A 26,281-nucleotide genomic window follows, 5' to 3' on the forward strand; every position below is an offset into this window, starting at 1 on the left:
GGGCCCGGGGTCAGTTCATCCCGATGGCCGGGTCGATGAACCGGTTGGTCGCGATGGTCTCCGGTGCCACGTCCTCGGCGATCGCGACGTCGGCGGCCTCGTAGATGCCCGTGACCATCCCGACGATGTCGGCCAGTCGTTCCTCGTCGAAGTTGCCGACCGTCGAGTCGGGACCGTTGCCGACGATCTCCCGGTCGAGCATGGCCTCGACGGCGAAGTCGGCCAGTTCGGCGCTGTAGACCCAGCCGGTGTTGAACTGCTCGACGGCGTCGACGATCACCGCGTTGGTGCGGTCCGGCTCGGCGAAGTATTCGACCTCTGCCTGCTGCAGGGCCGGGACGAGCATCTCGAGGCACGCCGAGTTGTCCTCGAGCTCGGCCGAGCGCACCGCCATCATGGACTTGTAGATCGGGTATCCGGTGTCGTGGAGCAGCTCGTAGGCCACCGGCTTGCCCCACTCGGCGACCTCGTTCTCGTAGATGAACGGCTCGGCGCTGGCGTAGCCCTGCTGGGCCACCGACCCGCCGGCCGCCACGAAGTTGGACGGCGACCCGTCGTAGCTGCCGTCGACCTGCTCGGGGTCCAGGATGCCCTCACCGGTGAGGTAGTCCATGTACGCGTTGCCCTCGAAGTACAGGACGCGGGTCCCCTCGTCCTTGAGGTCGGCGATCCGCGCCACGTCCGGGTAGGTCTCCGGGTCCCACATGATCATCTGCGGGTTGATGTCCAGCGGCGCGAACACCCCGACCGTCGGGTTGTTGAGGGAGTTCTGCACCGCCTGGTCGGAGTCGACGTAGCCGAGCATGATGTCGGTGTCCTGGTACATCTGCGCGGTGACCTGCTGGAAGCCGATCGCCGGCCCGCCGGATCGGATCTCCACGTCCACGCCGGTGTACTCCCCCCAGGCGAACAGCGGGCCCGAGACCGACTTGGCGCCGGCGTCGATCGTCGGATCCGGCCCCAGCAGTTCGTAGAGGTGACCGTGCTCGGCCTCCGGGTTCCAGTCGGTCTGGACGACGACGGTGGCGGGGCAGACCTCACTGAGGTCGACGGCCCCGATCTCTCCGCTGTAGCCGGACGCCGCTTCGGCGGACTCGGAGTCGGAACCACCGCAGGCGGTCAGCGTGGCGGCTCCGAGGGTGCACAGGGCGGCCACGGAGAGCACGGTCCTGGTGGTGTGGGTGCGGCGCATCTGGGTCTCCTCCCGGGGGCCGGATCCGGCCTCCCGTATTGACGTGATCAATATCTATAGTGAAGCGGTGTGACGTTTCGGTTGTGTTGCCGGTCGGGCAGATGTGGGTTACGGCCGGGGTGTGGATCCAGGCGGGGTGGATCCAGGAGTCACCGCTGGTCGTCGGCGTTGTACCACCGGCCCACCACCTTGCGGGAGAGAAGCCCGAAGGCCAGGAACACGACCACGCCGAGCAAGGAGGCGAGCAGGATCGAGGCGAACAGCTCCGGCGACTGCAGGCGAGCCCTGTAGGTGTCTATGAGGATGCCGATCCCCGGGTCCCCCTGCTTGAAGAAGAAGTCACCGACGATCGCTCCGACCACGGACAGCCCCGCAGCCACCCGCAGACCCTCGAACAGGGCGGGCAGCGCGGCCGGCGCCTCGAGCTTGCGCAGGACGGTCAGTCGGCCGGCATGGTGGAGACGGAAGAGCCTGCGCAGACCCGGGTCGACCGACTTGAGTCCGAACAGGGTGTTGGACACGATCGGGAACAAGGCGATCAGCACACAGACGAACACCCGCGCGGTGAACCCGAAGCCGAACCAGAAGCCGATCAGCGGCACCAGCGCGAGGATCGGGATGCACTGCAGCACCACGGCGTACGGGAACAGCGAGCGCTCCGCCCACGTCTCCTGGCTCATCACGATCGCCCACACCACGCCGATCACGAACGCGATCGCCAGGCCGGTCAGCGCCACGACCGTCGTGCGCCCCAGCGCCTCGAGCATGGCCGGCAGGTTGGGCCCCATGAACCCATCGGTGATCACGACGTGCGGCGGGGGGAGCAGGAACCGGCGGGCGGGTTCGAGTACGACGTAGCTGACGAAGTACCACAGCCCCATGAAGGCCACCAGGACGACGAGCGGACCGCCGATGCGCACGAGTGCGCCGTCCGCGGTGATCCGGAGCCGCTTCCCGGATTCAGCCGAGGTGGGTGGGGTGACCCTGGTCGCGCCGCCCGGGGGCAGGGTGTCGGAACCGGGGTCGGCGGCCTGGTCGGCGGTGGTGCTGCCGGCCGAGGTGCTGCCAGCAGCGGTGGTGTTGGTGGTGGTGGTGTTCATCAGTGTGCCTCCTCCAGTGCCTGGGATACCTCGCCGACGAGGTTGATGTAGTCGGCTGAGTACCGGACCTCGGGGTCGCGGGGGACGTCGAAGGGAACGTCGACGGTGTGGACGATTCGGCCGGGACGACCGGACATGACGACGACCCGGGTGGACAGGTACACGGCCTCGGCGACCGAGTGGGTGATGAACAATCCGGCGAACCGCTTGGCCGCGAACAGCCCCAGCAGCTCGTCACCGAGGCGCTGGCGGGTGATCTCGTCGAGGGCCCCGAACGGCTCGTCGAACAGGAACAGCTCGGGCTCGAGGGTCAGCGACCGTGCGAGCGACACCCGCATCTTCATGCCGCCGGACAGCTCGCGGGGAAGTGAGTGCTCGAAGCCGGACAACCCCACGAGGTCGATCGCTTCCTGCGCCCGCCGCCGCCGATCGGCCTTGCCGATCCCGTCGAGCTCGGCCAGCATCTCGACGTTCTGGGCCACTGTGCGCCACGGCAGCAGCGTGGCGTCCTGGAAGACGTAACCCACCCGGTCGGTGCCGGTCTGCATGTAGCCGTCGGTGTGGGCCGCCAACCCGGAGGCCAGTCCGAGCAACGTGGACTTGCCGCAGCCGGAGGGGCCCACCACGCTGACGAACTCACCGGCCCCCACGCGCAGGTCCACGCCCTCGAGCGCGCGGGTGCCGTTGGGATAGGTCACCCCGACGTCGGAGAAACCGAGGATCTCGCTACCCGGCCGGAGGACGGGGCGGGCTGGGGTGGTCATGGTGCCTCCTGGAGGACGGACGAGCGATTTGAGGCCTGTGTGAGGAAGGGGTCGACGACGACGGCGGCCCTCGCGGACACCACGCGCCCCGCCCGCAGCACGATCCGGTCCGCGGGCGCCTCTGCGATCACGTCGTCGAGCCCGCTCGCACGCACCAGCAGCAGGTCCGCGCGGCGGCCGGGAACGGGGCCGGCGGGCGGCAGCCCCATGACGTCGCGAGCGCCGTCGGAGACCAGGTGCCAGGCGGTGTCCATGTCCAAGTGGGCGGCCACGACCAGCAGCATCGCCGTCTCGATCGCGTCGGACCGGCCGACCGGGTTGAACGGGTCGCGCACGTTGTCCGCGCCCGCGGCCACGGTGACGCCGCCGTCGAGCAGTGCCCGGACCGGCGGCAGCCCGCGCGGCGTGGAGGTGCACTCCGTCCGGCCCTGGAGGTACAGGTTGGTGACGGGCAGGGTCACGACCCCGACATCCGCCCCGCTCAGCGCGGTGGCCGCGGCGGCCTGGCCGGTGGCGTCCATCGAGCCGATCCGGCAACAGTGACCGGCCGTCCGGATGCGGCCCGGTTCCCACGACGCCACCCGGTCGGTGAAGGCCGTGAGCATGCCGTGGTCGCCGTCGAGGAACTCGTCGACGTGCAGATCGATGCCGGTGCCGAGCTCCTCGGCCAGGTCGATCAGCCGGTGGGTCTCGGCGGCGGTGTCGGGGGCGATGTGCGGGGCGCCACCGATGAGGTCGGCCCCGGCCGCGATCGCTGCGCGGGCCCGATCGGCGGGGTCCTCGTCGCGGACCATGACCACTATCTGCAGGTCCAGCACATCCGCGAGCTCGTCGCGCACCCGCACCAGGGCACGAATCCCTCGCAGGGGGTCACCCTCGGTGTGCAGGTCGACGTGGGTGCGCACCGCGGTGGTGCCGTTGGACACCAGTCGCCGCGCCGCGACACGCGCCCGCTCGTAGATCTCGTCCTGGTCCACGGTGACGGCGAAGGCGCGCCACGCGTCGATCGCGGCGCCCAGATCGCAGCCAGGCGGGCGGGTGGCGCCCCAGCTCATGGCCTTGTCCAGGTGGGCGTGCGGCTCGGCCGGCGCCGTGAGGGCCAGGTAGCCGCGGCCGTCGACCACCGCCGCGCCCGGTGCCCCGGTGATGTCGACTCCCGCGTCTCCAGCCTCCGTGACAGCCTCGGTGACGGCCTCGGTGACGGCGACGACCACTCCGCCCGAGATGTCCACGTCGACCACCCGACCGTCGAGTAGTCCCACCCCGGCGATGCGGTCGACATGCCTCAGGGCCGTGCCGTCGGGCCCCAGGGCCGTGTCGCCGGACTTCAGGGCCGTGTCGCCGGGCTCCGGTGCCCCGTCACCACGCTGGCGGGTGAGTATGTCCACTGACTGGGTTCTCCTGCTCTGCCGGACCGTCCCTGACCGGGTCGGGATGGTGCCCTTGCGCTTTCGACAAGGACGCGGGATATTGACCTCGTCAATACAGCTCAGTGTCACGGGTCGGTGTTTCGACCGGATTACCCCGCCGGATCTGGTCTGTAACCGCTCACGGACGATGGGAGACACCGGTGTCAGGGTTTCGCGACGACGGTCTCGCGCGCCTGGGTGCACGCATTCGGCATCACCGCCAGCAACTCGGGCTGACTCTCGTGGAGGTGGCCGGTCAGGCCGGGATCTCGCAGCCGTTCCTCAGCCAGATCGAGCGCGGCAAGGCGGCCCCGAGCATGTCCACGCTCGAGGGGCTCGCCCACGCGCTGGGAACCACCCAGGCACACCTACTGGAGGCGGTCGACTCCGTCGACACCACGTCCGGGGCACCAGACAAACCGGCGGGAGGCCCGGCTGCGGCAGCGGACGGACACGTGGACGTCCGTCGCGCGTCGGAGGGCGCGGTGCTCACCCGCGCGGAGGGCACCGTCGGCGGACACACCCGGTTACTGCCGGGCGGGCCGAACGACACTCAGTTCCTCGAGTTCGTCGAGACCAACCACGTACCCGGCCGGTTCTTTGAACATCCCGGCCGCGAGTGGATTTACGTCACCCGGGGCACGGTCCTGCTTGAGGTAGGCGACTCGCTCAGCCGCCTGGAGGCGGGAGACGTCGCGCGGTACGACGGCACGCTCCCCCACCGCTGGTATGTGCCCGAGGGCGGGCAGGCCTGCCTGATCGTCGCCCGGCCGGGCTGAGTCACTGCCCCGCTCCCCGCTGACCTGCGGTGCCCTGCAGGGCACCAGCAGGGCAGCCCAGGTCAGCTCAGGTCAGGCCGGGCCAGGCCAGGCCGGGCCAGGCCAGGCCAGGCCAGGCCAGGACCACCGGATCCGCGCACCCACACCGTGCCGCACTCCCGGAGGGACGTCGCGGCACGGTCGCGCGGAACGACGGCAGGCGCCGCACCACTGACACGCAACCGAGGCCGGACAGGCCCGCCTGATCGCGGCGCAGCCGAACACGTCCGTCTGATCGTGGCCCGGCCGGGCAGGTCCCCATGCCAGCAGAGGTGCTTTCCGGGTCGAATCACGGCCAGGCACCCGGCCGACCTGCGGCGCCCTGCAGAGGGTGCGCAGGGCACCGCAGATCAGGACCACGGGATCGGCGCACCCCCACCGTGTCGTAGTTCGAACATACGATCGACTCATGACCTCGACACAGCGCCCCATTTCTGACAACGTCGACGCACCCGAGGCACCCATCCCGCCGCCCGGATTCACCACGTCGTCGGGACCCGCCCTCCCCGTACTGGTTCCCGACGCGTTCGCCCGGTGGGACCCCGGCCAACAACGCGGCTACCTCGCCCAGCGAACGATCTACGCGGCCGAGGGACGCACGCTGGCCTATGCCTACGACTGTGTCCGTTCCGCCACAGATCGTTACGCCACAGATCGTTACGCCACAGATCGTTCCGCCACCGATCGTTTTGCCACCGAGCACGACCGCCATCGTGATCCGTGGGAAACCGCCGCCACCATGATCAGCGCCTCCATGGCACTCTCCCGCCCCGGCGCATCCCGGCTGGTGACCACCGCGGTCGAACTGACCGAACGTCTTCCACGTACGGCTGCCCTTCTGGCGACCGGGTGGATAGGCATCCTCGCCGCCCACACCATCGCCGAGGAGACAGCCCTGGTGGCTGATCACCTGATGCCTGAACTCGACCGGCAGATCAGCGACGGGCTGGCCCCCACTAGGCGTAGGACCCACCCACCCAGGCTCGGGCCGCTGCGCAAGATGCTCACCAAGACCATCGCGGCCTGCGATCCCGTCGGCGCCGACGCCCGTGCCCAGCAGGCGCGTCGCGACCAGGACGTGGAGCTGGTGCCCCTCCAGGACGACCGGGCCATCATCACCGCCACGCTCACCGCCGAGGACGCCCTGGAGATCGCCGACCGCATCGAGGCCTTCGCCCGCACCGCCTCACCGGACGACCCGCGCCCCCTGGGCCAACTCCGCGCAGCCGGGCTTCTCGCCCTGAGCCGCGGCTGGACCAGCCTGCCGGATCCGGACGGGGAACACCCCACCGACCCGGAGGCCCGGTCCTCCGCCCGCCGGGTGGTCATCCATGCCTATGACGACGGCACCCCGGACAACCGCGGCCTCACTCTCGCCGGGTACGGGCCGATCACCGGTCACACCGCGGAAGAACTGCAGCGAAGCGCCAGGCTGAGGATCGACTCGCTCTCCGAACTCGCCGACCCGGACACCACCGCAGCCCGGCGCCACGCCCCTTCGGAGGCGGTGTCTCGCTTCTGCCGGGGACGCGATGGGACGTGTGTGTTCCCCGGCTGCCAGACATCCGCGGAGAAGGCCGACCTCGACCACATCATCCCCTTCGACCATGATCACCCTGACCGGGGCGGGCACACGACGTGCGACGACCTCGGCAGTCTCTGTCGTTTCCACCATCGACTCAAGACCGACGGTGTGTGGGCCTACTACCGGGACACCGACGGTTCGTACGTATGGCTCCACGGTCCCAATCACCCGGACAGGGACCCCGGAACCCGCATCTGGACCTTTCCCAGTGGGCCGCTCGCCGGCCACGCGGCACCGCAACACCCCGAGGCGAGCAGTCGCCAGCGGGAGGCGGCCGAGGCTGGCGAGACCGGCAGCGGTTCAGCCGAGTCCCGGAGGCGACCCCACCTGCGTCACCGTCGCGAAGCAGAACGTCAGAAGCTTCGTGCGCAGGCGCGACTGCGGCGACAGACCGAGCGGACCGGACCGAGTGCCCCGCAGACATCGTCGTCTCCGGCGTCGGACGACGAGCCGCCGTTCTGATGAGATGCGCGCGACCGGCGACGTCAGAAGCGCGAACGCGTCGGGTACCACCCGTCGGAGCTGTTGTGTGGACCGATGGACCCGACCTCGATGTGCTCGAACGACGCGAAGTCCCGGGCGAGCCGGCCCCAGTTCTCGCGGGTGATCCCGGTGGTGATCGTCGACGCGATCCGCCCGATCCCACCGTAGATCCCCGAGAGCTGGTGCCCGGTCACCCCCATCGACGCGCGGGCACCGGTCGAGAAGTGGTGCAGCCGGGCCAGCCACGGGGCGGTGCCCGGGTCGCGCTCGGTGAACTCAAAACCCGGGCCCAGGTACGGGCTGCGTCCGGCCGGGTGGTCGACCGCGGGAGAGTGGCGGTCGGACCACAGTGCGATGTCGTCGACGAACTCGGCGAGCTCCGGACGCATCCCCAGATCCACCTGATAACCGGTCGCGGCCAGCACAACGTCCGCGTGGAACCGACCTCTGGTGGTGTCGATCGCGATCTCCTGCCCACCGGTGTCGGCGTGGACCATCGAGGCCGAATTCCACCCACAGCCGGTGTGCAGGGCGAAACCGGAGTGGGTGAAGCACCGCCACACCGCGTGCTGTGTGGGCGGTTGGGGAAGGCCCCCGGACATCACGCCGAAGTCCCACTTGCTCTGATCGTCGAGGTCGTAGAAGCGTTCCTGCATGCCCGGGAACTCCATCCACCGCAGCGGGTTGGAGGCCGGGACCGTTGCGCGTCGTACGAACACGTGGGCCCGGACGGCGCCGTGGTCCAGCGCGGTGGCCGCGTTGTCGAATCCGGAGGCGCCGCCGCCCAGCACCGCCACCCGCAGGCCCCGCAGCGCGGTGAAGTCGATCGGGTCCTCCGTGTGGAACCAGCGCTCGCGGGGCAACGACGAGGAGAGGAACTCCGGCACGCGCACCCCGCCTCCGCCCGCGAGCCCGAGCGCACAGACGATGCGCCTGGCTGTCAGCGTGGTCTCCCGGCCATCCGGACCGCACAGCTCCACGGAGAACGGCCCGTCCGGGGTGGTGGGACGGTGAATCGCGGTGACCCGCGTCAGGTGCTGAACGGGGACCCCTGTGACCTCCCGGTACCAGCGCAGGTAGTCGTTCCAGTCCAGGCGGGGAACGAGCTCCACCGCGGCCCAGGCGGCCTCTCCGTAGACGGCCTCGAACCAGCGGCGGACGTGCAGGGAGGGAACGTCGAACTCGATCCCCCTCATGTGTTTGGGGCTGCGCAGGGTGTGCATGCGGGCATAGCGATCCCAGCAGCCCACCTCATGCTCCGGGCCGTCGTCCACCACCAGGACGCGGTCGATCCGTTGGCGCTGCAGCGCGAACGCTGTGCCCAGGCCTGCCTGCCCGCCGCCGATCACCAGGACGTCGAGCTCAGTGGACCCGGGCGCGCGGGGGATCCAGTCACGGGCGTGGCTGGTGGTGGCGATGTCCTCGTGCACACGGGCCCGGAGTGTCGCCAGGCGAGCGCCGGCGTCGGAGAGGCGGCGGGAGGTCTGGACCTCCGCCGCGGGGTCAGGAGACACGGGATCAGGAGAAACGGGATCGGAGGTCACGGCGGTCATGGCGGAGGAGCTCCTGGGTTCAGCGGGCCCGGATCGATGTCCCGGGCCCACCCGGGTCCTGTGCCCGGGCGGACACCACGGCGATGCCTGACTGATGACTCGGCCGCCGCGCCGTGGGACGCGGCGGCCGGATCGGCGGGGCCGACCGCACCATCGTGGTGTCGATCCCGAGTCTGGCACCGTGGTTTTTCGGCCGTGTTACGAGTGCATGAGCCCGGTGTGCCGGGCCGCGGCGATCCGTGCGGCGAGCTGATCGAGGGCCTCAGTACTCAGCTTGCCGTGGACGCGCAGGCGGGCGATACCACCGTCCGGGAACACGTCGATCCGGACGAACCGCACAGGCTCCGCCGCGACCGTCCCCGTCTCTGCGCCGGTCCCCGTCCCTGGCCCTGCACCCGGTCCCGGTTCCGGTCCCACGAGGAAACGGTGTCGGCAGTCCGGTTGCAGTGGCGTCCGCGGAACGAGCTCCACCCACCGGTCGGGGTGTCCGAGGTCCTCCGCGCGGGTGATCCCACGAAGTGACGCCGACCCCGGGGCGTTACCGATGTAGTAAGAGGTGTCGATCTCCACGTGGTCGATCGTCCCTGGTCCCGCGAGGGCCACGGTCACGTGGTCGTTGCCCCCCTCGCGACGCCGAGCGTTCTCCCAGCCCTCCCCCATGACGCGGGATCGGCCGGGGGCGATGATGTTGGCCGGCGAGGAGTAGAACAGGTCCGAGCAGTCGACCACCTGCCCACCGTTCTCGGCGGCCGCCAGGTCGACGGTCCCGCGCAGGAACGTCGGGTCGGGAGTCGGCTCACCGTGGACTCGCAGGCGCGCGACACCGCCGTCGGGGATCATCCGTAGCCGCACATGCGTCACCGGCACGGAATCGGCCACCGCGAAGTGGTTGCGGTGGTCCCCCTCCGCGGCGGATTCCGGCACCAGCGGCCACCAGTGGGCACCCGAGAGTTCATCGACGTCCGGGTAGCCGTCGATCCACGCCCCGTCCACCGCGACCTGCGAGGGGAAGTTGCCGCGGAAGAAGGCCGTGTCCACCACCACCCCGCGCACCACGCCCGGCACCCCGAGGCGGACGATCGCCGCATCCTCACCGGGCGTGCGCCGCCGGCGGGTCTCCCAGCCGTCGTAGACCTTGCCCTTGTGGCCGAACAGGGCCGGGTCGAACGCCGGCTCGGCGGGCAGGATCAGATTCTCCTTCTCGGCGAAGAACTCGTCGTCGGCGTACACGACGCTGCCGGCCAACGCGCGGGAGGCGAGGTCGGGCAGCGAGAGGAAGTCGGGCTCGGTCATCCGAGGGTCTCCGTTCGAGAGGGCGAGAGCGCGTCGGCCCAGGCGGGCAGGGTGGCGGGCTGGGTGGTTGGCGTGACAGCTGACGCCGGTCGGAAGACGGCCGCGCCCGCGGCGGGGTCGTGGAGGTCGATGCGCTGGCCGGCGAGGTAGACCTCGCGCACCACGCCGCCGAGTGCCCGCTCGGCATAAGCGGTGACGGGGTTCTTGTGCTGCAGCCGCTCGGGCAGGACCACGAACGCCTCGTCGGGGGCAAGGACCACCAGATCGGCGCGGGCTCCGGGGCGGATCGCTCCGCGGTCGGTCAGCCCGGCGAACTCTGCGGGGCCAGAGGACATCCACCGGACGACGTCGGGCAAACCCATTCCGCGCAGCCGTGCCTCCGACCAGATGATCGGCAGGCCCAGCTGCACGGAGGCGATTCCGCCCCACGCCTGGCCGAAATCTCCGGTGTCGAACCGCTTGAGTTCGGGCACGCACGGCGAGTGGTCGGAGACCACCAGGTCGATGGTCCCGTCGCGCAGCCCCTCCCACAGCCGCTCGCGGTTTCCCGCCTCGCGGATCGGGGGGCAGCACTTGTAGTGGGTGGCGCCGGGTTGGATCTCCTCGGAGAACAGCGACAGATAGTGCGGGCACGTCTCCACCGTCAGGGGCAGGCCCTCCGCCTTGGCCTCCCGGATCAGCGGCAGGGCGTCGGCGGCTGACAGGTGCAGGATGTGGGTCCGGCACCCGGTGCGGCGGACGCCATCGATGACCTGAGCCACCGCGCGGACCTCTGCGGAGACCGGGCGTGAGTCCAGGAATCCGGCGTAGTCCGGCCCGTCGGGCGGCGGCTGCGCGTCGATGGTGCCGGCGTCCTCGGCGTGCACGATGAGCAGCCCGCCGAAACCGGCGATCTCGGTCATCGCCGCCAGCATCTGGGCCGGGTCCAGCGGCGGGAACTCGTCTATCCCCGAGTGCAGCAGGAAGCACTTGAACCCGAACACCCCGCGGTCCCACAGCTCGCGCAGCCGGCCGAGGTTCTCGGGGACAGCTCCACCCCAGAAACCGGCGTCCACGTGAAGTTTCCCCGCCGCGCTGGCCAGCTTGGCGTCGAGCGCGGCGGGACTGGTGGTCACCGGGCTGGAGTTGAGAGGCATGTCGATCAGGGTGGTCACGCCGCCGCACGCGGCAGCTCGGGTGGCGCTGACGAACCCCTCCCAGTCGGTGCGGCCGGGCTCGTTGACGTGCACGTGGGTGTCCACCAGGCCGGGCAGCAGCACCACGTCGTCACCCAGATCCACGACGTCCGTACCGGCCGGCGTCGGGGAGGTCGGGGCAGCGGGTCCGGTCTCGACGGCCAGGATGATCCCGCCGGAGACCGTCACGGTGGCCGGCACGATCTCAGAGCCGACCACTGCCCGGTGCGCGCGGAAGACGATCTCGGGGACACCGCGTGCACTCATGCCGTGGTCTCCGCGCTGTCGGGGACGTGCTCGCAGTGGTGGGCCTGGTCGTCGTTGCAGCCCTGTCCGGTGCCCGGGCGCCGGAGCCGGTCGAGCGTGGCCCTGTCGACGCCGGCCAGCTGGGCCACCTCCCCGGCAGTGGTGGCCCCGCAGTCCAGCGCGCGCAAGCAGAAATCGGCCAGTGCGCGGGCGGTGGCCGGTTCGTCGAGGTATCCGGCCGCCACCTGGGCTCCTGAGGGAGTGGTGCCGAGGTAGGCGGCGATCCGGGCGCAGGCCGCGGGGAGCGAGCGCCGGTAGAACGCGTAGGTGGCCACGTACCGGGAGACCAGCTGCGCGGGATGCAGGTCCCAGCCCTGGTAGAAACCCCGGCGCAGGGAACGGTCGACCAGCCGCGCGTGCAGACGCCACGCCTCGTACACATCCGCCCGGTCGCCGACGGGCAGCCGGTTGGTGGAGCCGTCCGAGAGCGCCACCCCGGTCCCGGCGGCGGCGACCTGCATGACGGACTTGGCGTGGTCGGCGGCCGGGTGGTCCATCGCCTGGTACTCGGCGGCGATCCCGCAGGCGGCCGAGTAGTCGTAGGTGCCGTAGTGCAGCCCGATGCAGCGTCGATCGGAGGCGTGCACCAGCCGTCCCACCAGGGCGGATCCGTCGGGCCCGCAGATCGACTGCGGGGTCTCGATCTGGATCTCGAACCCGATGCTCCGCTCGGCCAGCCCGCAGGTCTGCTCGAGATCGCGGCACATCCGGACCATGGCGCGCACCTGGTCCACCGAGGTGACCTTGGGCAGGGTCGGCCGAAAGTGGCTCAGCACGTCCCCGTGCACGCTGCCGGGTAGGCCGCCGGGCACGCTGCCGGGCACCCCGCCCCCCGCCGCGAGCCCGCTGACGAACCGCGTGAAGGTGCGGATCCCCCGCCGGCGGGTGGCCGGGTCGAGGGAACCGAACCGAAGCCCCCAGAACGGAGGGAGCGACGACGACAGCGACGACGACGAGGTCGGCCCCCGCCCCGCCGCCGCTGCGTGCAAAGTCAGCAGGTCTGCCAGCACCCGATCCACGTGCGCGTCCTCGTCGCGGTCGAGGTCACCGGCGGGCACGCCGCGCTGGGTGAAACCGTCCTCGAAGTCGATGCGCAGGTCCTCGACGGGTTCCCGCTCGAGTTTGCCCCTCACGAGCGCATGGAGGGCTGCGGCCTCGGAGTGGGTGCGCGCCTCGTCGTCGTCGCCCCCAATGCCTGGTCCCCCTGACAGCACGTCCCCGAACACAGTCACCAACGCGGCGGCGTCCGGCAGGTGGGCGTCGAACGCCTCGAGCGCGGCCGCACCCACCTCGGCCACCACGCCGGCGTGGACGCGCTCGGCCGGCAGATACAGGGTGTGGACGGGGTGGCGGGTGACGGGTGGGCCGGGGAACCGCTCGGCGAGATCGGCGTCGGCCGCGGCCAGATCGGCGGCCAGCGCGACGGAAAGGGAGTCAGCTAGTGCGTCCGACAGCGCGTCGGCGGGGCCGTCCAGTCCTGTGCTCACCGGCGTTCCTGCTGCGCTGCCGCCAGGACGCGCGCGGCCTCGCGGACGGCCCCGGTGTTGGCCCGGCCCTGACGGGAGCCGGCGAGTTTGGCGGCGATGTGGTCGCGCACGGTGATCGGCTCGTATGCGGTTGGATCGGCGCCGGGCAGGTCCGGCAGTGTGGCGACGATCGCGTCCACGTCGCCGTCGTGGAAGAACGCCGCGGAGCGTCGGCGCACGATCCCGCCGTCGACGATCGGGGGCTTGACCCGGTGGAGCGTGGACATCCAACGGTCGCCGGTCAGACGTGCGGTCAGGTCCCCGAGGTTGACCAACAGTCCACCCTCGACCGGGTGGACGTCGTGCCACACCCCCTCCGTGGACAGGACCTGCAGGCCCGCCACGCGGTCGGCCCACAGCACGGTGACCAGGCCGAAGTCGGTGTGTTCGCCCATCCCGGTGAGGTCGCCGTCGAGAGCGACCGGTCCCGGGGGCAGGGCGTAGTTGTTCATCCGCAGCACGTCGATCGAATGACCGGTGATCCCGGTGAACACCTCGGCCGGCACACCGAGCGCGTCGGCGAAGGCCCGGGTGAGGGTCCGCGCGACCCGCGAGGCCTCGGCGGAGTAGGCGTCCACCCGGGCCCGGAAGTCGCGGCAGTGCGGCCATACGTTGATCCCGTAGTCGGCCTCGTCCAGTGCCAGATCCGGGAAGGAGCGCGCCTCGACGCCCACGTTGAAGGCCTCGAAGAAGTCGTTCATCCGCCCGGCGGATTCGACCCCCAGGCTCAGGCTGAGCGTCTCGCTCTTCGGCGGGCTGTACCCGCGGTTGGCGCCGGCCACGCGGTAGCCGTTCTTGGTCTCGGGCGGCAGCGCGAAGAAGTCGTCGATCGCGGCGGCCAGCCCGTCGATCACCGCGTCGTCGATGCCGTGCCCGACGATCTGCATAAACCCGATGGAGGAGCACGCCGCATCGATCTCGCGGGCGACGCGCTGGCGGGCGGCAGGGTCGTCTCGGGAAGGGTCGCCGCCGGCGGTGTAGGGCGTCAGGTCGATCACCGGGACGCTGAATCCGGTCGGCGCGCTGGTCGCTGGTGGTGTGGTCATGTCCGCTCCCGGGGCTGGGGTGCCGGCCGAGGTGACGGGGGCCGGCGTACCGGGGCGCGGCCTGCCCGCGAGGGGTGGCCGCGCCGATGACCTTGTTCTATCCGCGCCCGATTACCGGGCGGAAACCCCGTGTGTCGCCGGTGTTACGGGCCGCGGGAGCCTCGAGATCCCCCGGCACGTCCACGTCGCGCGGGGACCCGGTGTCGTCGCACGGCACCTCGACCACTGACGCGGAGTGCGCGCGCAGGTATCGGCGGGCGCCGACGTCACCGACCGCCGACGCGATCACCCCGGGGTGGTGCCGCCCGCCGAGCAGCACGGGATGGCCCCACCGCCCGCCGTAGGTGGCTACCGCCAGGTCAGCCCCGTCGCCGGCACCGGCCCCGTCGCGGGCACCGTCGCCCGATCCCGCCTCGCGCACCCGCCGCACCGCGCCCGCGCCGAGCCACGGCATGTCCACCGGCACCACCACCACGTCCCGCCCGGCCACCGCCTCCAGCCCGACCCGCAGCGAGGACCCCATCCCCGAGTCCCACCCCTCGTTGTGCACCACCCGCGCGCCTGCCACCTCGAGAGGGGCGGCCCCGGTGACGACGACGACGAGGTCACACCCGCCCTCACGCAGCAGCCTCACGGTGCGGTCGACCAGGCGCACTCCCCGGTACTCGACCAGCGCCTTGGGCCCGCCGAAGCGCCGCCCCGCTCCGGCCGCCAACACGAGTCCCACCGCCGCGGGCCGTGCGCTGTCCGCGGCTGCCGACACGGCCGTCACCGGTGGATGGCCATGTCGAGGCCGGTCAGGGGCGCGCCCGTCCCGCCGCGGTGGTGGGCGACGAGCTCCGCGGCGATCGACACGGCCGTCTCTGCGGCGGTGCGGGCGCCGAGGTCCAGCCCGATCGGCGAGCGGAGTCGTGCCAACTCGGACTCCCCCACGCCCGCCTCGCGGAGCTTCGTCAGTCGCTCGGTGTGGGTGCGCCTGCTGCCCATCGCGCCGATGTACCCGGCGTCGGTGCGCAGGGCCTCGGTGAGCAGCGGAATGTCGAACCGGGGGTCGTGGGTGAGGACGCAGATCGCGGTGCTCGGGCCCACTCGGGTCCGCCGCAGGAACTCGTGCGGCCAACACCGCACCACCTCGGCCGCGGCGGGGAACCGCCCGGGCCCGGCAAAGACGGGTCGGGCATCGCACACGGTCACCCGGTATCCGAGCAGGGCCCCGATCCGCACCAGGGCCTCGGCGAACGCGGTGGCGCCGAACACCAGCAGTCGTGGCGGGGCCAGGGACTGCACGAACACGCGGCCGACGGGGCTCTCCACGACCGCCGTCCCGGGCCGACCCAGCATCTTGGCTGCGCGGGCGCGGACCGGACCGCTGTAAAGGTCTCCGGGTGGCTCACCGTGGTGCTCACCGGGTTGCCGACCGTGTGGCTGCGGGTCCTCGTCGTCGTCATACCCCACCAGTACTGCCCACTCCCCGGCTCGCGGGCCGTCAAGAACGGTGACCGCAACCACGGGCCGGCCCTCGCGCACGGCGGCGGTGACGCGGTCGACGGGGTGCCGACCGTAGGGGGCGACGGGTTCGACGAGGACTTCCAGGCTCCCGCCGCAGGTCGGGCCGATCGCCAGCAGCTCGTCGCCGTCGGGGCCGAAGACCGCGGTGACCGGCCGTCCGTCCGCCATGACCTCCAGACACAGCGTGTACACCGCCCCGTCCACGCAGCCGCCGGACACGCCGCCGATCACCTCGCCGGTCGCGGACACGGCCATCGCGGTGCCGGCCGCCAAGGGAGCCGAGCCCCCGGTGTCCACGACGCGGGCGAGCGCGCAGGGGGTCCCCTCGGCGCGCCACCGGCTCACGCTCTCGGCGACGGTCTCCATGGGCACATCGTGGCGGGGTGAGATTGCGCCGATGTTTCGCTGGATAGCGCGGCCCGTTACGCGTGCTCGGCCGGTCCCGCCCGACGCGCGCGTCCCCGCTTTCAGTGGTGGCGGGCGCCCATCAGATGCAGGATGCGGTGGACGGTGTCGTCGGCGAGCGAGTAGCGGACCACCCTGCCGTCGTCGGCGTCGCGGGCCGATCGGACCCAGCCCTTGTCCCGGAGGATCCGCAGCGCCTGGGATGCGGCGTTGCGGGTGATCCCGGCGGCCTCGGCCAGATCGGAGACGGTCGCGACCCCGGGACCGACGTGGTGCATGTGCGCGAGGAGCCCCAGGCGGGTGGGGTCGCCGAGCAGCTCGAAGCGCTCGGCCCAGTCGGCCAGGTCCATCGCTCCCCCTTGGTCAACACCAGGCTAGACAACAGGCTTAACAACAGGTGTAGCCCATAGCTGCCTTGCGTAACAGCAGCGACACATCTGCTCGCTACGCTCCACGAATTATGTGTCCGGCCGGACACGTACCCTACCCGGGCAGGAGTGGGTTCTTGAGACCGTTGTACGCCGCCGTCTGCATTGGCCTCGCGTTGGCCCTCGCCACCTCGGGCTGCGCGACCCCGGCTCCGGCGGCGAACAGCACCGACCAGATTGTGCTGGCCGACGCCGGTGACCCCGGCGAGTTCAACCCCATCTCCGGCTACGGATCGACCGGCGTCACCCCGCTGTACGAGGGACTATTGCGCCCGGCCGCCGCCGACGACTCCACGTTGCCCCGGCTCGAACCCGCCCTGGCCGCGCAGGAGCCGGAGGTCAGTGCGGACGGGCTCACGTGGACGGTCCGGCTGCGCGAGCAGGTGCGCTTCCACGACGGCTCCCTCCTGGATTCCGGCGACGTGGCCGCCACCTATCGCGCGGTTACCGACCCGCGTTCCGCCTCGCCCATCGCCTCGGACTACGCCCCGATCGCGCGCGTGGACACCCCGGACCCGCTCACCGTGCGGTTCCACCTCCACGCGCCCGACCCGGGGATGCCGGCCCGACTGCTGCTGGGCATCGCGCCCTCGGAGGCGCTGCCCCCGGGGCCGGCGTCGGCGTCGGCGCTCAACTCCGCGCCCGTCGGCACCGGCCCGTACCGGCTGGCCCGCCTCACCGCCGGCGAGGCAGTGCTCGAGGCCGACCCCGACCACCGCGACGGCCCGCCCGAGGTCACCCGCGTGGTGCTGCGGTCGGTACCGGACGCCGATGCCCGCGCGCAGATGTTGCTGGCCGGCGAGGTCGACGGCGCCGCGCTGCCACCTCGGCTCGCCGAGGGCCTTGCCGGACGCGGCGGCCTCGATCTGGTCTCGGTGGCCTCGGCCGACTGGCGTGCGGTGGCGTTGCCCATGTCGCATCCCTTCGCCGTCGACCCCGCGGCCCGGCTGGCGCTCAACCTCGCCGTGGACCGTGACGGTCTGGTCGACCGCGTCCTGTCCGGGCACGGTCGGCCGGTGGCGTCCCCGATCACCGACGCCTACCCGGAGTACGAGCCCTCGCCGTTCACCGAGAACCGGTCCGCCGATGAGCGGATCAACGAGGCCACCGACCTCCTGCGCGAGGCAGGATGGCGGCCCGGCGCAGACGGTGTCCTGACCCGGAACGGTGCTCGCGCCGAGTTCACGCTGGCCTACCCGGCCGCCGACCCGGTCCGCCGCGAGCTGGCCTCGGCGTTCGCCGACCAGATGCGCGAGCTCGGCGTGGCGGTGACGGTGTGGGGAGGCAGCTGGGACCAGATCGAGAACCGCATCGGCGAGGTGGCGATCCTGCTGGGCGGCGGCGACAACCCCTACACCGTGGACACCCAGGCCCACCGGACCCTGCATTCGCGCACCGCAGCATCCGGGCCGCTGGACAACCCCGGGGACTACCGCGATCCCCGGGTGGACGCGGCCCTGGACGCCGCCCGCACCACCGCCGACGCGAGCCAGCGGACCGAGCTCTACCGCGCAGCACAGAGGGCCTACGACGACGCTCCCGGCCACGTCTTCCTGGCCACGCTCGACCACACCTACGTCCTGCGCGACACCGGCCACACCCGGCCCGCACCGATCCTTGAGCCGCACGCGCACGGAGTGACATGGGGCCCGTGGTGGTCGCTGGCCGAGTGGACCCGCGCCCGGTGACCCGCCGACTGCGCGAACGCCGCGCCGACCTGGTCCGCCTCACGGCCCGCCGCGCCGCGGCGGCGCCGCTGGTCCTGCTCGCGGTGACCATCGGCGCGTTCGTGCTGGCCGCGGCGTCCCCGCTCAACCCGTTGGCCGCCCACTTCGGCTCGGGATACGAGCGCACCACCGGGGCCGACCGGGCCGCAGCCGCCGCCGCACTGGGGACGGACCTGACGTGGTGTCAGGCGTGGTGGGGCTGGGTCGCCGGACTGGCCACGGGTGACGCCGGGTTCTCCCACACCTACCGGCAGCCGGTGGTGGAAGTCCTGATGGAGCGGCTGCCGTGGACGGTCCTGCTCTCGGTCACCGCGCTCGCCCTGGCTCTGGCGATCACGCTGCTGGCCGGAGTCGCCGCCGCCCGCCACCCGCACGGTGCGTTGGACCGGGCCCTGGCCGCGATGGCCGTGGCGCTCAGCGCGGTGCCCCCGTTCGTGCTGGCCATGGGCTCGGTCGCGGTGTTCGCGGTGACGCTGGGGTGGCTGCCCGTCACCGGGGCGGCCCCGCCCGGGCAGGACCCCACGGTCGCCACCATCGCCCGCCATCTGGTGTTGCCCGCGGTGGCGCTGGCCGCCGGGCAGGTCCCGTGGATGCTGCTGGCCCTGCGCCGCGCGGTCCTCGACGCCGAGGCCTCTGCCCCCGTGGCCGAGGCCCGCGCCCGGGGGCTGAACGAGCACACGGTGCTCACCGGGCACATCGCGGCCGTGTCGTGGACGCCCCTCATCGCGTTGCTGGGCGCGAGGCTGCCCGAACTCATCGCGGGGTCGCTGGTCGTGGAGAGCGTCTTTGCCTGGCCCGGCCTCGCCGCAGCGACCGTGGACGCCGCGCTCGAAGCCGACTTCGCGCTGCTGGCCGCCGTCACCCTGGGCGCCTCGGCGACCGTCCTGGTGGGCACCTGGCTCGCCGATTGCCTGCTCCTGCTGGCCGACCCGCGGGTGCGGATCGATGCGTGAGCATCCGGCCCCCCGACGCCCGGCCCCTCGGCGCCAGGCCACCCGCCAGGCCCCCCGCCACCACCTGACTCCCCGGCGCCACCTGGCCCCCCGTCGCATCCTCGCGGTGGTGCTCCTGGCACTGGTCGTCGCGTACGCGGTCTCCTGGCCGCTGCTCGCCCCAGCGGGGTGGGCGGCCACGGACTATCTGCGCACCGGGCTGGCTCCGAGCTGGCCACACCTCATGGGCACCGACACCCTTGGCCACGACACCTCCGTGCGCGTGGCGCAGGCGCTGCAGGTCTCCCTGGCCGTGGCCGCTGGTTCGGCCGTGGCGGCCACGGCGATCGGGGTGGCCGTGGGCGCCGCCGCCTCCGCGGGCGGTGCGCGGGTCGACGCGCTGCTCATGCGCCTGACCGACGCCGTGGCCGCGGTGCCCCACCTGCTGGCGACGGTCGTGGTGGTGGCGCTGTTCCGGGGGTCGATCACCGCGTTGGTGCTGGCCCTGGCGCTGACGCACTGGCCCCCGGTGGCGCGGATCGTGCGCGCCGAGACTCAGAAGGTCATGGCCTCCGGCTACGTGGCCGCCTCCCGCGTGGCCGGGGCCTCGCCCTCAAGGCTGGTGCGCCACCACGTGCTCCCGGCCGTCGCCGGGCAGGCCGGGCTGGCGGTGGTGGTGATGCTCCCCCACGCCGTGTGGCACGAGTCCACCCTGTCGTTCCTGGGCATAGGACTGCCGCCCGAGGAGGCGAGCCTGGGCACGCTCATCGCCCTGTCCCGCGCGGATCTGTTGCTGGGCCGCTGGTGGGCGCTGGCCTTCCCCGCCGCCGCACTGATCGTGGTGACCGTGGCGGTGGCGCTTCTCGCCCCCGCGGGGCGGCGCCGGGGTCGTGGGGGTCGTGGGGGTCGTGGGGGATCCGCGCTACAGATTCACGACGACGGCGAGGCCGGCCCCTCCCCCGAGGCGATGCCGTCTCCCCCTCTTCCGTCTACCCCGGCGCTGGACATCGTCGGGCTGACGGTGTCGCTTCCCGGCCCGGACGGAGACCCGGCCCGCATCCTGGACGACCTCACCCTGCGGGTTCTGCCGGGACGGGTCCTGGCCGTGGTCGGTGAGTCAGGGGCAGGGAAGTCGACGCTCGCCGACGCCTGCTGCGGACTGCTCCCTCCCGGGGCACAGGTACGCGGCCGGGTGGTGCTGCGCGGAACTGTGGGCCACGTTCCTCAGTCGGCAGCCGCCGCGTTCACGCCCACTCGGCATGTGAGCAGGCAACTCGCAGAAGCGCTCGCCGCGGCCGGCCGGGTCCCGGATGCCCGCCGTTCGGTATCCGATTCGTGCCTCGAGGTGGGCCTCGACCCGGCTCTGGCGGACCGTTATCCGCATCAACTGTCGGGCGGGCAACTGCGGCGCGCGGCGATCGCGGCCGCGTTGGCCACCGGGCCGGCGGTGCTCGTGGCGGACGAACCGACCGCCGGGCTGGACGCTGGGCCCGCCCTGGCCACCCTGCGGCTGCTGCGCCGCCTGGCCGACGAGCGCGGTCTCGGCGTCATGGTGATCACCCACGATCTGGCCACCCTGGCGTCCGCGGACACCGCCGATGAGGTGGCCGTGCTCCGGCTCGGCCGACTCTGCGACCTCGGCCCCGCCTCACGGTTGCTCGGCGACCCCGATAGTCCGTACACCCGTGAGCTCCTGGCCGCCGCGCTGCACACCGAGTCGCCCGGGGCCTTCGGCTACACGGCGGTCCTCGACACAGCAGTCCTTGACGCAGCGGTGGTGTCGTCGTCGTCATGACACTCGTCGCCGACCAGGTCACCTACTGTCGTCCCGGCGGCGGATTCACACTCGCGCCGACCGACCTGACCGTTCGACCAGGACAGATCACCGCTCTCGTCGGTCCCTCCGGTTGTGGCAAGACGACGGTCGCGCACCTGCTGGCAGGACTACTCGAGCCGCACTCCGGCTCGGTGACCGCGGGGGGTGTGCGCGTGCGCCGTCGCCGAGGTCGCCTGCCCGGCCACACCGCTCTGCTGGACCAGGATCCGCGGGCCGCCTCCGACCCGCACCTGACGCTGCGCCGTGCCATTACCCTGCCGGCGTCGCTGCGCGGCATCCCCGTGGACCCGGACGCCCTGGCCGAGGAGGTCGGTCTGGACCCGGTGCTGCTGGACCGCCGCCCCGCGGAGGTCTCGGGCGGACAGCTCCAACGCGCATGCGTGGCCCGCGCACTGGCGCAGGGGCCCCGCTTCCTGATCGCCGACGAGGCCACCGCTCACCTGGATCCGTTGAGCACGGCCGCGATCGCCCGCACACTGCGCCGGCGTGCCGATGGCGGGCTGGGCGTCCTGGCGATCACCCACGATCTGCGGTTGGCCGAGAGCTGGGCCGACGAGGTGGTGGCGCCGGGGGCCCACGTGCCGTGACGACACCGAGACGGAACTGCGACCCGGCCGCCTCTCGACAACCACGGCTCACAGGCGCACAATCCTAACCATGTTAGGCACACCGAAACGCGATAGGTCAGCCGAACGACGTGAGGCGACAAGGCTCGAGATCATCGATGCCGCGTGGGAGGTGGCTCGTGAACAGGGCCTGGCCCAGGTCACCCTTCGCGATGTCGCGGCCCGGGTGGGGATGAAGGCGCCGTCGCTGTACTCCCACGTGGACTCCAAGAACGCCATCTACGACGCGATGTTCGCCCAGGCCTGGACCGAGTGTTTGGAGCGGATGCTGACTCTGGACGAGCCCCGCCCGGAGGATGCCCGGGGGACGGTCAGGATGTACGCACGGGCGTACTTCGACTTCTGCGTGAGCGACCTCGCCAGGTTCCAACTGATGAACCAACGCACCATCCCCGGTTTCGAACCCAGCCCGGAGGCGTACGCGCCCGCGGTCCTCGTACTTGACGGGCTGCGTCAGCGCCTCGCGGAGATCGGGATCACCGACCAGGAGGACATCGACCTCTACGTGGCACTGGTGGGCGGCATGGCGGATGCCCAACTCGCCAATGATCCCGGCGGCGATCGCTGGGCCCGCCTGTTCGACCGCGCGGTCGACATGTACCTGCACGACGTCGGCATACCGACCGGCGTCCCGGTCACCACCACACAGGAGGACACACCGCCATGACCACCACGACAACCGGGCAACACCGCTCGAAGACCGATCCCCGCCTGCCGCAGCTGCAGAGGGCCGTCGCCGAGCGCCTTGCCGCAACCGAGTACGACCGGGCCGCCGACATGCTCGAGGGCCTGAGCCCCGAGGACTGGGGAGCACAGACCGACTGCACCGAGTGGGACGTGCGCGCGATGGCCGGGCACATGCTCGGCATGGTCCAGATGCTCGCCAGCTGGCCGGAGATGATCCGCCAGCAGGTGGCGACCGGCAAGCGCGCCAAGCGTGAGGGCTGCATCCCGATCGACGCCATGACCGCTCTACAGGTGGAGAAGAACGCCGGCCTGTCGACCGATGAGCTCATCGCGCAGGTGCGCCGCCTGGCCCCCAAGGCGGCCAGGAACCGTCGGCGAGCACCGGGCGTGATGAGGAAGCAGGCCATGGAGGACAACGGTGAGTGGTGGTCCATGGGCTACCTGTTCGACGTGATCCTCACCCGGGATCCCTTCATGCACCGGATCGACATCGCCGCCGCTACGGGAGCACCCATGACGGCGACCGCAGAGCACGAAGGAGTGATCGTCGCCGACGTGGTGAGCGAGTGGGCCGGCCGGCACGGGCAGGCCTACGATCTGGAACTCACCGGCCCGGCGGGCGGGCGGTGGCAGCACGGCGGACACTCGGGCGCAGGCGAGAACCTCACCATGGACGCATTCGAGTTCTGCCGAGTACTCAGCGGCAGGGCCACGGGAGAGGGGCTGCTCCGGACCCAGGCCCCCTTCTGATCGGCATCACCTGGCGCTCCCTCCCCCGGCACCCGAGATCGTGAATTCGCCTTTACGCAACGAAGTGTGAGGTAGGTTACATTCTGGGCACAACGCGCTGGTAAAGCGCACTTCTCCGGCTCGTCGCCGCCCCAGATCCGATCCCGGAAGAAGGCCGTCGCCATGCCCCCGTCAGACCCCCGTCCCCCGTCAGACCCCCGCCCCCCGCCGCTGCCCGCAGCCCGCCTCAGCCGTCGCTCCGTCCTCTCCGCCTTCGGCGGGGCGGTCGCGGCGACCGGCTTCGTGGGCCTCGGGGCCGGGGCCGCCGGAGCGCAGAGCCTCACTGGTTCCCTGGGCTCCGGCTCCCTCGGGTCATCCGGCGGAACCCCGCCGGACGGCATCCCCTCGGCGCAGCGCGAACCCCTGGAACTGCTGTTGCTGGGCACGCTCGCGGGCCCGATGGTGGAGAAATCGAGGGTGGGGATCGCGTCGGTCCTCGTGGTCAACGGGGCCGCCTACGTGATCGACTGCGGCCGCTCCTCGGTCACGCAGTACGGGCTCACGGGGCTCGAACTGTCGGCGATCCGCGACATCTTCCTCACCCACCTGCACGCCGACCACATCGCGGACTACTACAACTTCGCGCTCATCGGTGGGGTGGTCGCCAACGCCGCGGGTGACAAGCTCGCCGGCCCGGTCGGCGTGTACGGCCCGGGCTCGGCGGGCGGACTCCGACCGCCCAACTACGACTACCCGGACTTCCCGGTGGTCGCCCCGCAGAGTCCGACCCCGGGCACCGCGGAGATGACGCAGCGGCTGCACGAGGCCTACGCGTACACGTCCAACATCTTCCTCCGCGACAACGGCCCCACCGGCGGCCCGCCCGACCCGCGGACCCTGTTCGACGTCCACGAGATCGAGATCCCGGATGTCGGCGCCAGCTACACAGACACCTCCCCACCGATGGAGCCGTTCCTCGTCATGGAGGACGAGAACGTCCGGGTCACGGCGACCCTCGTCCCGCACGGGCCGGTCTTCCCCGCGTTCGCCTTCCGATTCGACACCGCGCACGGCTCGGTGACGTTCTCCGGGGACACCAGCCTCAGCGAGAACCTGGACCGGTTGGCGCTCGGCACCGACACGCTCGTGCACGAGGCGATCAACGTGCGCGGCGGGAACCTGCCACCGCCGTTGGTGGAACACAACCTGGAGTCGCACGTCGAGGTCCAGGTGGTGGGGCAGGTCGCCGAGCGCGCCGGCGCCAAGCGACTGGTCCTGACGCACCTCGGCGACTACTCCGGCGTCGTCGACGTGCGCCAGTGGCACGACTGGGCCCAGGACGGCTACAGCGGGGACGTGATCGTGGGCCACGACCTGCAGCGGATCGTCCTGGCCACCCGCTGACCGCGCGGCGCGCGCGCCCCGACTATCCCGAGCCACAAGAACAAGTCTCAGGAGGAACCATGAGCACCATCGATATGATCACATCCCATCCCCACCCGACCGGCGGTCTGCCCGTTGAGTTGCTGGCGGAGGCAATCGATGCCGCGGCGGCGTGCGCCACCATCTGCACCGCCTGCGCGGACGCGTGCCTGGCCGAAGAATCGGTGGCGGAGATGCGCGACTGCATCCGCACCGATCTCGACTGCGCGGACGTCTGCGCCGCCACCGCATCGGTGTTGAGCCGCCGCACCGGGACCGTTTCCGGGGCGGTCAAGGCGTTGCTCACCGCGTGCCGCGCCGCGTGCGCGACCTGCGCCGACGACTGCGGAGACCACGCCGACATGCACGCCCACTGCGCGATCTGCGCCGAGGCCTGCCGCCGATGCGAGAAGGCCTGCGCGGAGCTGCTCAGCGCGATCGGGTGACGCGCGGGATCCGGTGACGAGAGCGGACCGAAGGACGACGACGAGGTCGTCAGCCCCGGGGCCCGGAGGCCTCGCGCCAGCTTTCGGGTGGGTGTCACATAAGGCCGCGCAGGTGGCCCGCGTAGTCGTCGGCTGCCTGCTTAGTCCTGCGGACGTTCTCGGACATCCTGCCGATATCGACCTGCGCCTGGCTCAAGCTGGTCATCAACTGGCCGATCGCTCCCCCGCCACCTGTGCCGAGCAGAGTGTGGAGTTGCCGGACGCTGGATCCGAGCTGAGACTGGAGTCCGGCGATCTGCCGATCAGTGGCATCACACTGACGCGAGAGGTTCTGGACGTCGGCGATCAGCTTCTCGTGAACGGAGGACATCACAGCCTCCTCGCGATGTCGCCCGCAGCATCGGAAGCCTGCCGGATCCGCTGCGCGATGCCCTGGGCCATGCTGTTGGCTGCAGCCAGCTGCTGAGTCATGCGCTGATCGGCGGAGGTGGAGGTGGAGCCTGTCACCCGCGCGATCTGGCCCGAGAGTTCGTTCAGTGATCGCTGTTGGCTGCTCACCACCTGCATCAGTTGTTTAAGGAGGGCGGCTGCCCGCAACACCGCTTGCCGTTCGTTCTGGACGTCACTCATCGTCCGATCCCTTCGCTATTTCGGGCAATTTCGTATTCTTGGTTCGGTCGTATGCGCGCTCAGAGCAGGACCAGCGCGAGTAACACGGCCATCGCGATGGCCACCAGGATTCCCCAGATCACCGGAGAGGTCCTCCAGCCCCCGGACACCGCAGGCTGAGTCGCGGGATGGGGCGCCGGTTCGTCCGGCACAGGTGTCGTCGATTCGAGCGGCGGCTGTTCGGTGGCCGACTGGCGACTGCGAGTAGCCTCCCGCCGGGCTTGATCCATGGCCGCTTGCCGTTCGCGGGCACGCTCGGCGAGGGCGACCCGCCGCGCGACTTCCTCCTCCGCCCGGGTCCCGGCCCGTCGCTCGGCGCGGAGAATGCCCTCGAGTGTGGCGGACTGGCGCCCGATCTCATGAGCGAGCCCACGCAGGCGGTCCAGTAGTTCGTCCGGCCCCTCGGCGTCGACGGTGCTCGTGTCGGAGTCTTCGGGCGCCCCTCCGACTAACACTGGAACGCCAGCGGACGCGAGCAGCACGCGTATCCGCTTGCTCTCCGTGTCGATTTCGGAGGCGAGTTTTTCGACCCTCGTCACCGCTTCTCGGTGCTGGGCTTCAACGTCCTCGCGGGTCTCGTTCAACGACACCTCCAGAGTCTGTCGCTGTTCCGC

Annotated in this window: 25 protein-coding genes; 10 read left to right on the forward strand and 15 right to left on the reverse strand. The window is 71.5% G+C overall.

The window, feature by feature from the left end; translation table 11 throughout:
- Window positions 1-10: 10 nt before the first annotated feature.
- The 4 genes from A6048_RS13665 to A6048_RS13680 form a co-directional block, all read right to left on the reverse strand.
- On the reverse strand, window positions 11-1,192 hold the full coding sequence (locus A6048_RS13665) for a substrate-binding domain-containing protein (protein ID WP_107745914.1): 1,182 nt from the start codon (window positions 1,190-1,192) through the stop codon (window positions 11-13).
- Window positions 1,193-1,341: 149 nt separating this feature from the next.
- The gene (locus A6048_RS13670; protein ID WP_235027480.1) at window positions 1,342-2,292 is read right to left on the reverse strand and encodes an ABC transporter permease; all 951 of its coding nucleotides are present in this window, start codon (window positions 2,290-2,292) and stop codon (window positions 1,342-1,344) included.
- Window positions 2,292-3,056 carry an ABC transporter ATP-binding protein gene (locus tag A6048_RS13675; protein ID WP_107745912.1) on the reverse strand — a complete coding sequence of 255 codons (765 nt, stop codon included), beginning with the start codon at window positions 3,054-3,056 and terminating at the stop codon, window positions 2,292-2,294. The genes A6048_RS13670 and A6048_RS13675 overlap by 1 nt, the downstream gene beginning before the upstream one ends.
- Entirely contained in the window at window positions 3,053-4,444 is a 1,392-nt protein-coding gene (locus A6048_RS13680; protein ID WP_107745910.1) for an amidohydrolase family protein, read from the reverse strand. Before A6048_RS13680 ends, A6048_RS13675 begins: the two co-directional genes overlap by 4 nt.
- 182 nt (window positions 4,445-4,626) lie before the next feature.
- Here A6048_RS13680 and A6048_RS18300 point away from each other — a divergent pair, with 182 nt between their 5' ends.
- Together A6048_RS18300 and A6048_RS13690 are read left to right on the forward strand one after the other, a co-directional pair.
- The gene (locus A6048_RS18300) at window positions 4,627-5,244 is read left to right on the forward strand and encodes a helix-turn-helix domain-containing protein (protein ID WP_107745908.1); all 618 of its coding nucleotides are present in this window, start codon (window positions 4,627-4,629) and stop codon (window positions 5,242-5,244) included.
- Window positions 5,245-5,692: 448 nt separating this feature from the next.
- Complete coding sequence (locus A6048_RS13690) at window positions 5,693-7,330, forward strand: HNH endonuclease signature motif containing protein (protein ID WP_107745906.1); 1,638 nt, start codon at window positions 5,693-5,695, stop codon at window positions 7,328-7,330.
- Window positions 7,331-7,353: 23 nt separating this feature from the next.
- On the opposite strand, the gene A6048_RS13695 is transcribed toward A6048_RS13690, so the two are convergent.
- The 8 genes from A6048_RS13695 to A6048_RS13730 all read right to left on the reverse strand — a co-directional run bounded on the left by A6048_RS13695 (window position 7,354) and on the right by A6048_RS13730 (window position 16,514).
- On the reverse strand, window positions 7,354-8,904 hold the full coding sequence (locus A6048_RS13695) for an NAD(P)-binding domain-containing protein (RefSeq protein WP_107745904.1): 1,551 nt from the start codon (window positions 8,902-8,904) through the stop codon (window positions 7,354-7,356).
- Window positions 8,905-9,102: 198 nt separating this feature from the next.
- Window positions 9,103-10,197, reverse strand: coding sequence for an allantoicase (gene alc / locus A6048_RS13700; RefSeq protein WP_107745902.1), 1,095 nt, complete (start codon window positions 10,195-10,197; stop codon window positions 9,103-9,105).
- Window positions 10,194-11,639 carry an allantoinase AllB gene (gene allB, locus A6048_RS13705; RefSeq protein ID WP_235027507.1) on the reverse strand — a complete coding sequence of 482 codons (1,446 nt, stop codon included), beginning with the start codon at window positions 11,637-11,639 and terminating at the stop codon, window positions 10,194-10,196. Before allB ends, alc begins: the two co-directional genes overlap by 4 nt.
- Window positions 11,636-13,165: a DUF6986 family protein gene (locus A6048_RS13710; RefSeq protein WP_235027506.1), complete on the reverse strand. Its 1,530-nt coding sequence runs from the start codon at window positions 13,163-13,165 to the stop codon at window positions 11,636-11,638. The genes allB and A6048_RS13710 overlap by 4 nt, the downstream gene beginning before the upstream one ends.
- The gene (locus A6048_RS13715; RefSeq protein ID WP_107745900.1) at window positions 13,162-14,250 is read right to left on the reverse strand and encodes an isopenicillin N synthase family dioxygenase; all 1,089 of its coding nucleotides are present in this window, start codon (window positions 14,248-14,250) and stop codon (window positions 13,162-13,164) included. Before A6048_RS13715 ends, A6048_RS13710 begins: the two co-directional genes overlap by 4 nt.
- A gap of 97 nt (window positions 14,251-14,347) precedes the next feature.
- Entirely contained in the window at window positions 14,348-15,022 is a 675-nt protein-coding gene (locus A6048_RS13720) for a nucleotidyltransferase family protein (protein WP_244911012.1), read from the reverse strand.
- Window positions 15,019-16,125, reverse strand: coding sequence for an XdhC family protein (locus tag A6048_RS13725; protein ID WP_107745898.1), 1,107 nt, complete (start codon window positions 16,123-16,125; stop codon window positions 15,019-15,021). The genes A6048_RS13720 and A6048_RS13725 overlap by 4 nt, the downstream gene beginning before the upstream one ends.
- 101 nt (window positions 16,126-16,226) lie before the next feature.
- Window positions 16,227-16,514 (reverse strand): ArsR/SmtB family transcription factor, encoded by a 288-nt coding sequence (locus A6048_RS13730; RefSeq protein WP_107745896.1) that lies wholly within the window; start codon window positions 16,512-16,514, stop codon window positions 16,227-16,229.
- A 155-nt stretch (window positions 16,515-16,669) separates the two neighbouring features.
- On the opposite strand from A6048_RS13730, the gene A6048_RS13735 reads away from it, so the two are divergent.
- The 8 genes from A6048_RS13735 (at window position 16,670) to A6048_RS13770 (ending at window position 24,998) form a co-directional block, all read left to right on the forward strand.
- Window positions 16,670-18,280 carry an ABC transporter substrate-binding protein gene (locus A6048_RS13735; RefSeq protein WP_244911013.1) on the forward strand — a complete coding sequence of 537 codons (1,611 nt, stop codon included), beginning with the start codon at window positions 16,670-16,672 and terminating at the stop codon, window positions 18,278-18,280.
- Window positions 18,277-19,272: an ABC transporter permease gene (locus A6048_RS13740; RefSeq protein WP_244911014.1), complete on the forward strand. Its 996-nt coding sequence runs from the start codon at window positions 18,277-18,279 to the stop codon at window positions 19,270-19,272. The genes A6048_RS13735 and A6048_RS13740 overlap by 4 nt, the downstream gene beginning before the upstream one ends.
- Complete coding sequence (locus tag A6048_RS13745; RefSeq protein ID WP_107745890.1) at window positions 19,265-21,046, forward strand: ATP-binding cassette domain-containing protein; 1,782 nt, start codon at window positions 19,265-19,267, stop codon at window positions 21,044-21,046. Before A6048_RS13740 ends, A6048_RS13745 begins: the two co-directional genes overlap by 8 nt.
- Window positions 21,043-21,675 carry an ABC transporter ATP-binding protein gene (locus A6048_RS13750; RefSeq protein WP_107745888.1) on the forward strand — a complete coding sequence of 211 codons (633 nt, stop codon included), beginning with the start codon at window positions 21,043-21,045 and terminating at the stop codon, window positions 21,673-21,675. Before A6048_RS13745 ends, A6048_RS13750 begins: the two co-directional genes overlap by 4 nt.
- Window positions 21,676-21,745: 70 nt before the next feature.
- Window positions 21,746-22,381 carry a TetR/AcrR family transcriptional regulator gene (locus tag A6048_RS13755; protein WP_159110372.1) on the forward strand — a complete coding sequence of 212 codons (636 nt, stop codon included), beginning with the start codon at window positions 21,746-21,748 and terminating at the stop codon, window positions 22,379-22,381.
- Window positions 22,378-23,151: a maleylpyruvate isomerase family mycothiol-dependent enzyme gene (locus tag A6048_RS13760; protein WP_107745884.1), complete on the forward strand. Its 774-nt coding sequence runs from the start codon at window positions 22,378-22,380 to the stop codon at window positions 23,149-23,151. Before A6048_RS13755 ends, A6048_RS13760 begins: the two co-directional genes overlap by 4 nt.
- A 162-nt stretch (window positions 23,152-23,313) precedes the next feature.
- Complete coding sequence (locus tag A6048_RS13765) at window positions 23,314-24,534, forward strand: MBL fold metallo-hydrolase (RefSeq protein WP_107745882.1); 1,221 nt, start codon at window positions 23,314-23,316, stop codon at window positions 24,532-24,534.
- Window positions 24,535-24,593: 59 nt separating this feature from the next.
- On the forward strand, window positions 24,594-24,998 hold the full coding sequence (locus A6048_RS13770; RefSeq protein ID WP_107745880.1) for a four-helix bundle copper-binding protein: 405 nt from the start codon (window positions 24,594-24,596) through the stop codon (window positions 24,996-24,998).
- Window positions 24,999-25,092: 94 nt separating this feature from the next.
- Here A6048_RS13770 and A6048_RS13775 read toward each other — a convergent pair whose 3' ends face one another.
- The 3 genes from A6048_RS13775 to A6048_RS13785 are packed head-to-tail and all read right to left on the reverse strand — an operon-like array spanning window position 25,093 to window position 26,257.
- Window positions 25,093-25,368: a hypothetical protein gene (locus A6048_RS13775; RefSeq protein WP_107745878.1), complete on the reverse strand. Its 276-nt coding sequence runs from the start codon at window positions 25,366-25,368 to the stop codon at window positions 25,093-25,095.
- Window positions 25,368-25,628 carry a hypothetical protein gene (locus tag A6048_RS13780; RefSeq protein WP_107745876.1) on the reverse strand — a complete coding sequence of 87 codons (261 nt, stop codon included), beginning with the start codon at window positions 25,626-25,628 and terminating at the stop codon, window positions 25,368-25,370. Before A6048_RS13780 ends, A6048_RS13775 begins: the two co-directional genes overlap by 1 nt.
- A gap of 59 nt (window positions 25,629-25,687) precedes the next feature.
- The gene (locus tag A6048_RS13785; RefSeq protein WP_159110167.1) at window positions 25,688-26,257 is read right to left on the reverse strand and encodes a hypothetical protein; all 570 of its coding nucleotides are present in this window, start codon (window positions 26,255-26,257) and stop codon (window positions 25,688-25,690) included.
- Window positions 26,258-26,281 lie beyond the last annotated feature (24 nt).

The organism is Dietzia psychralcaliphila (assembly GCF_003096095.1).
In the GTDB taxonomy this organism is placed as follows: Bacteria; Actinomycetota; Actinomycetes; order Mycobacteriales; family Mycobacteriaceae; genus Dietzia; species Dietzia psychralcaliphila.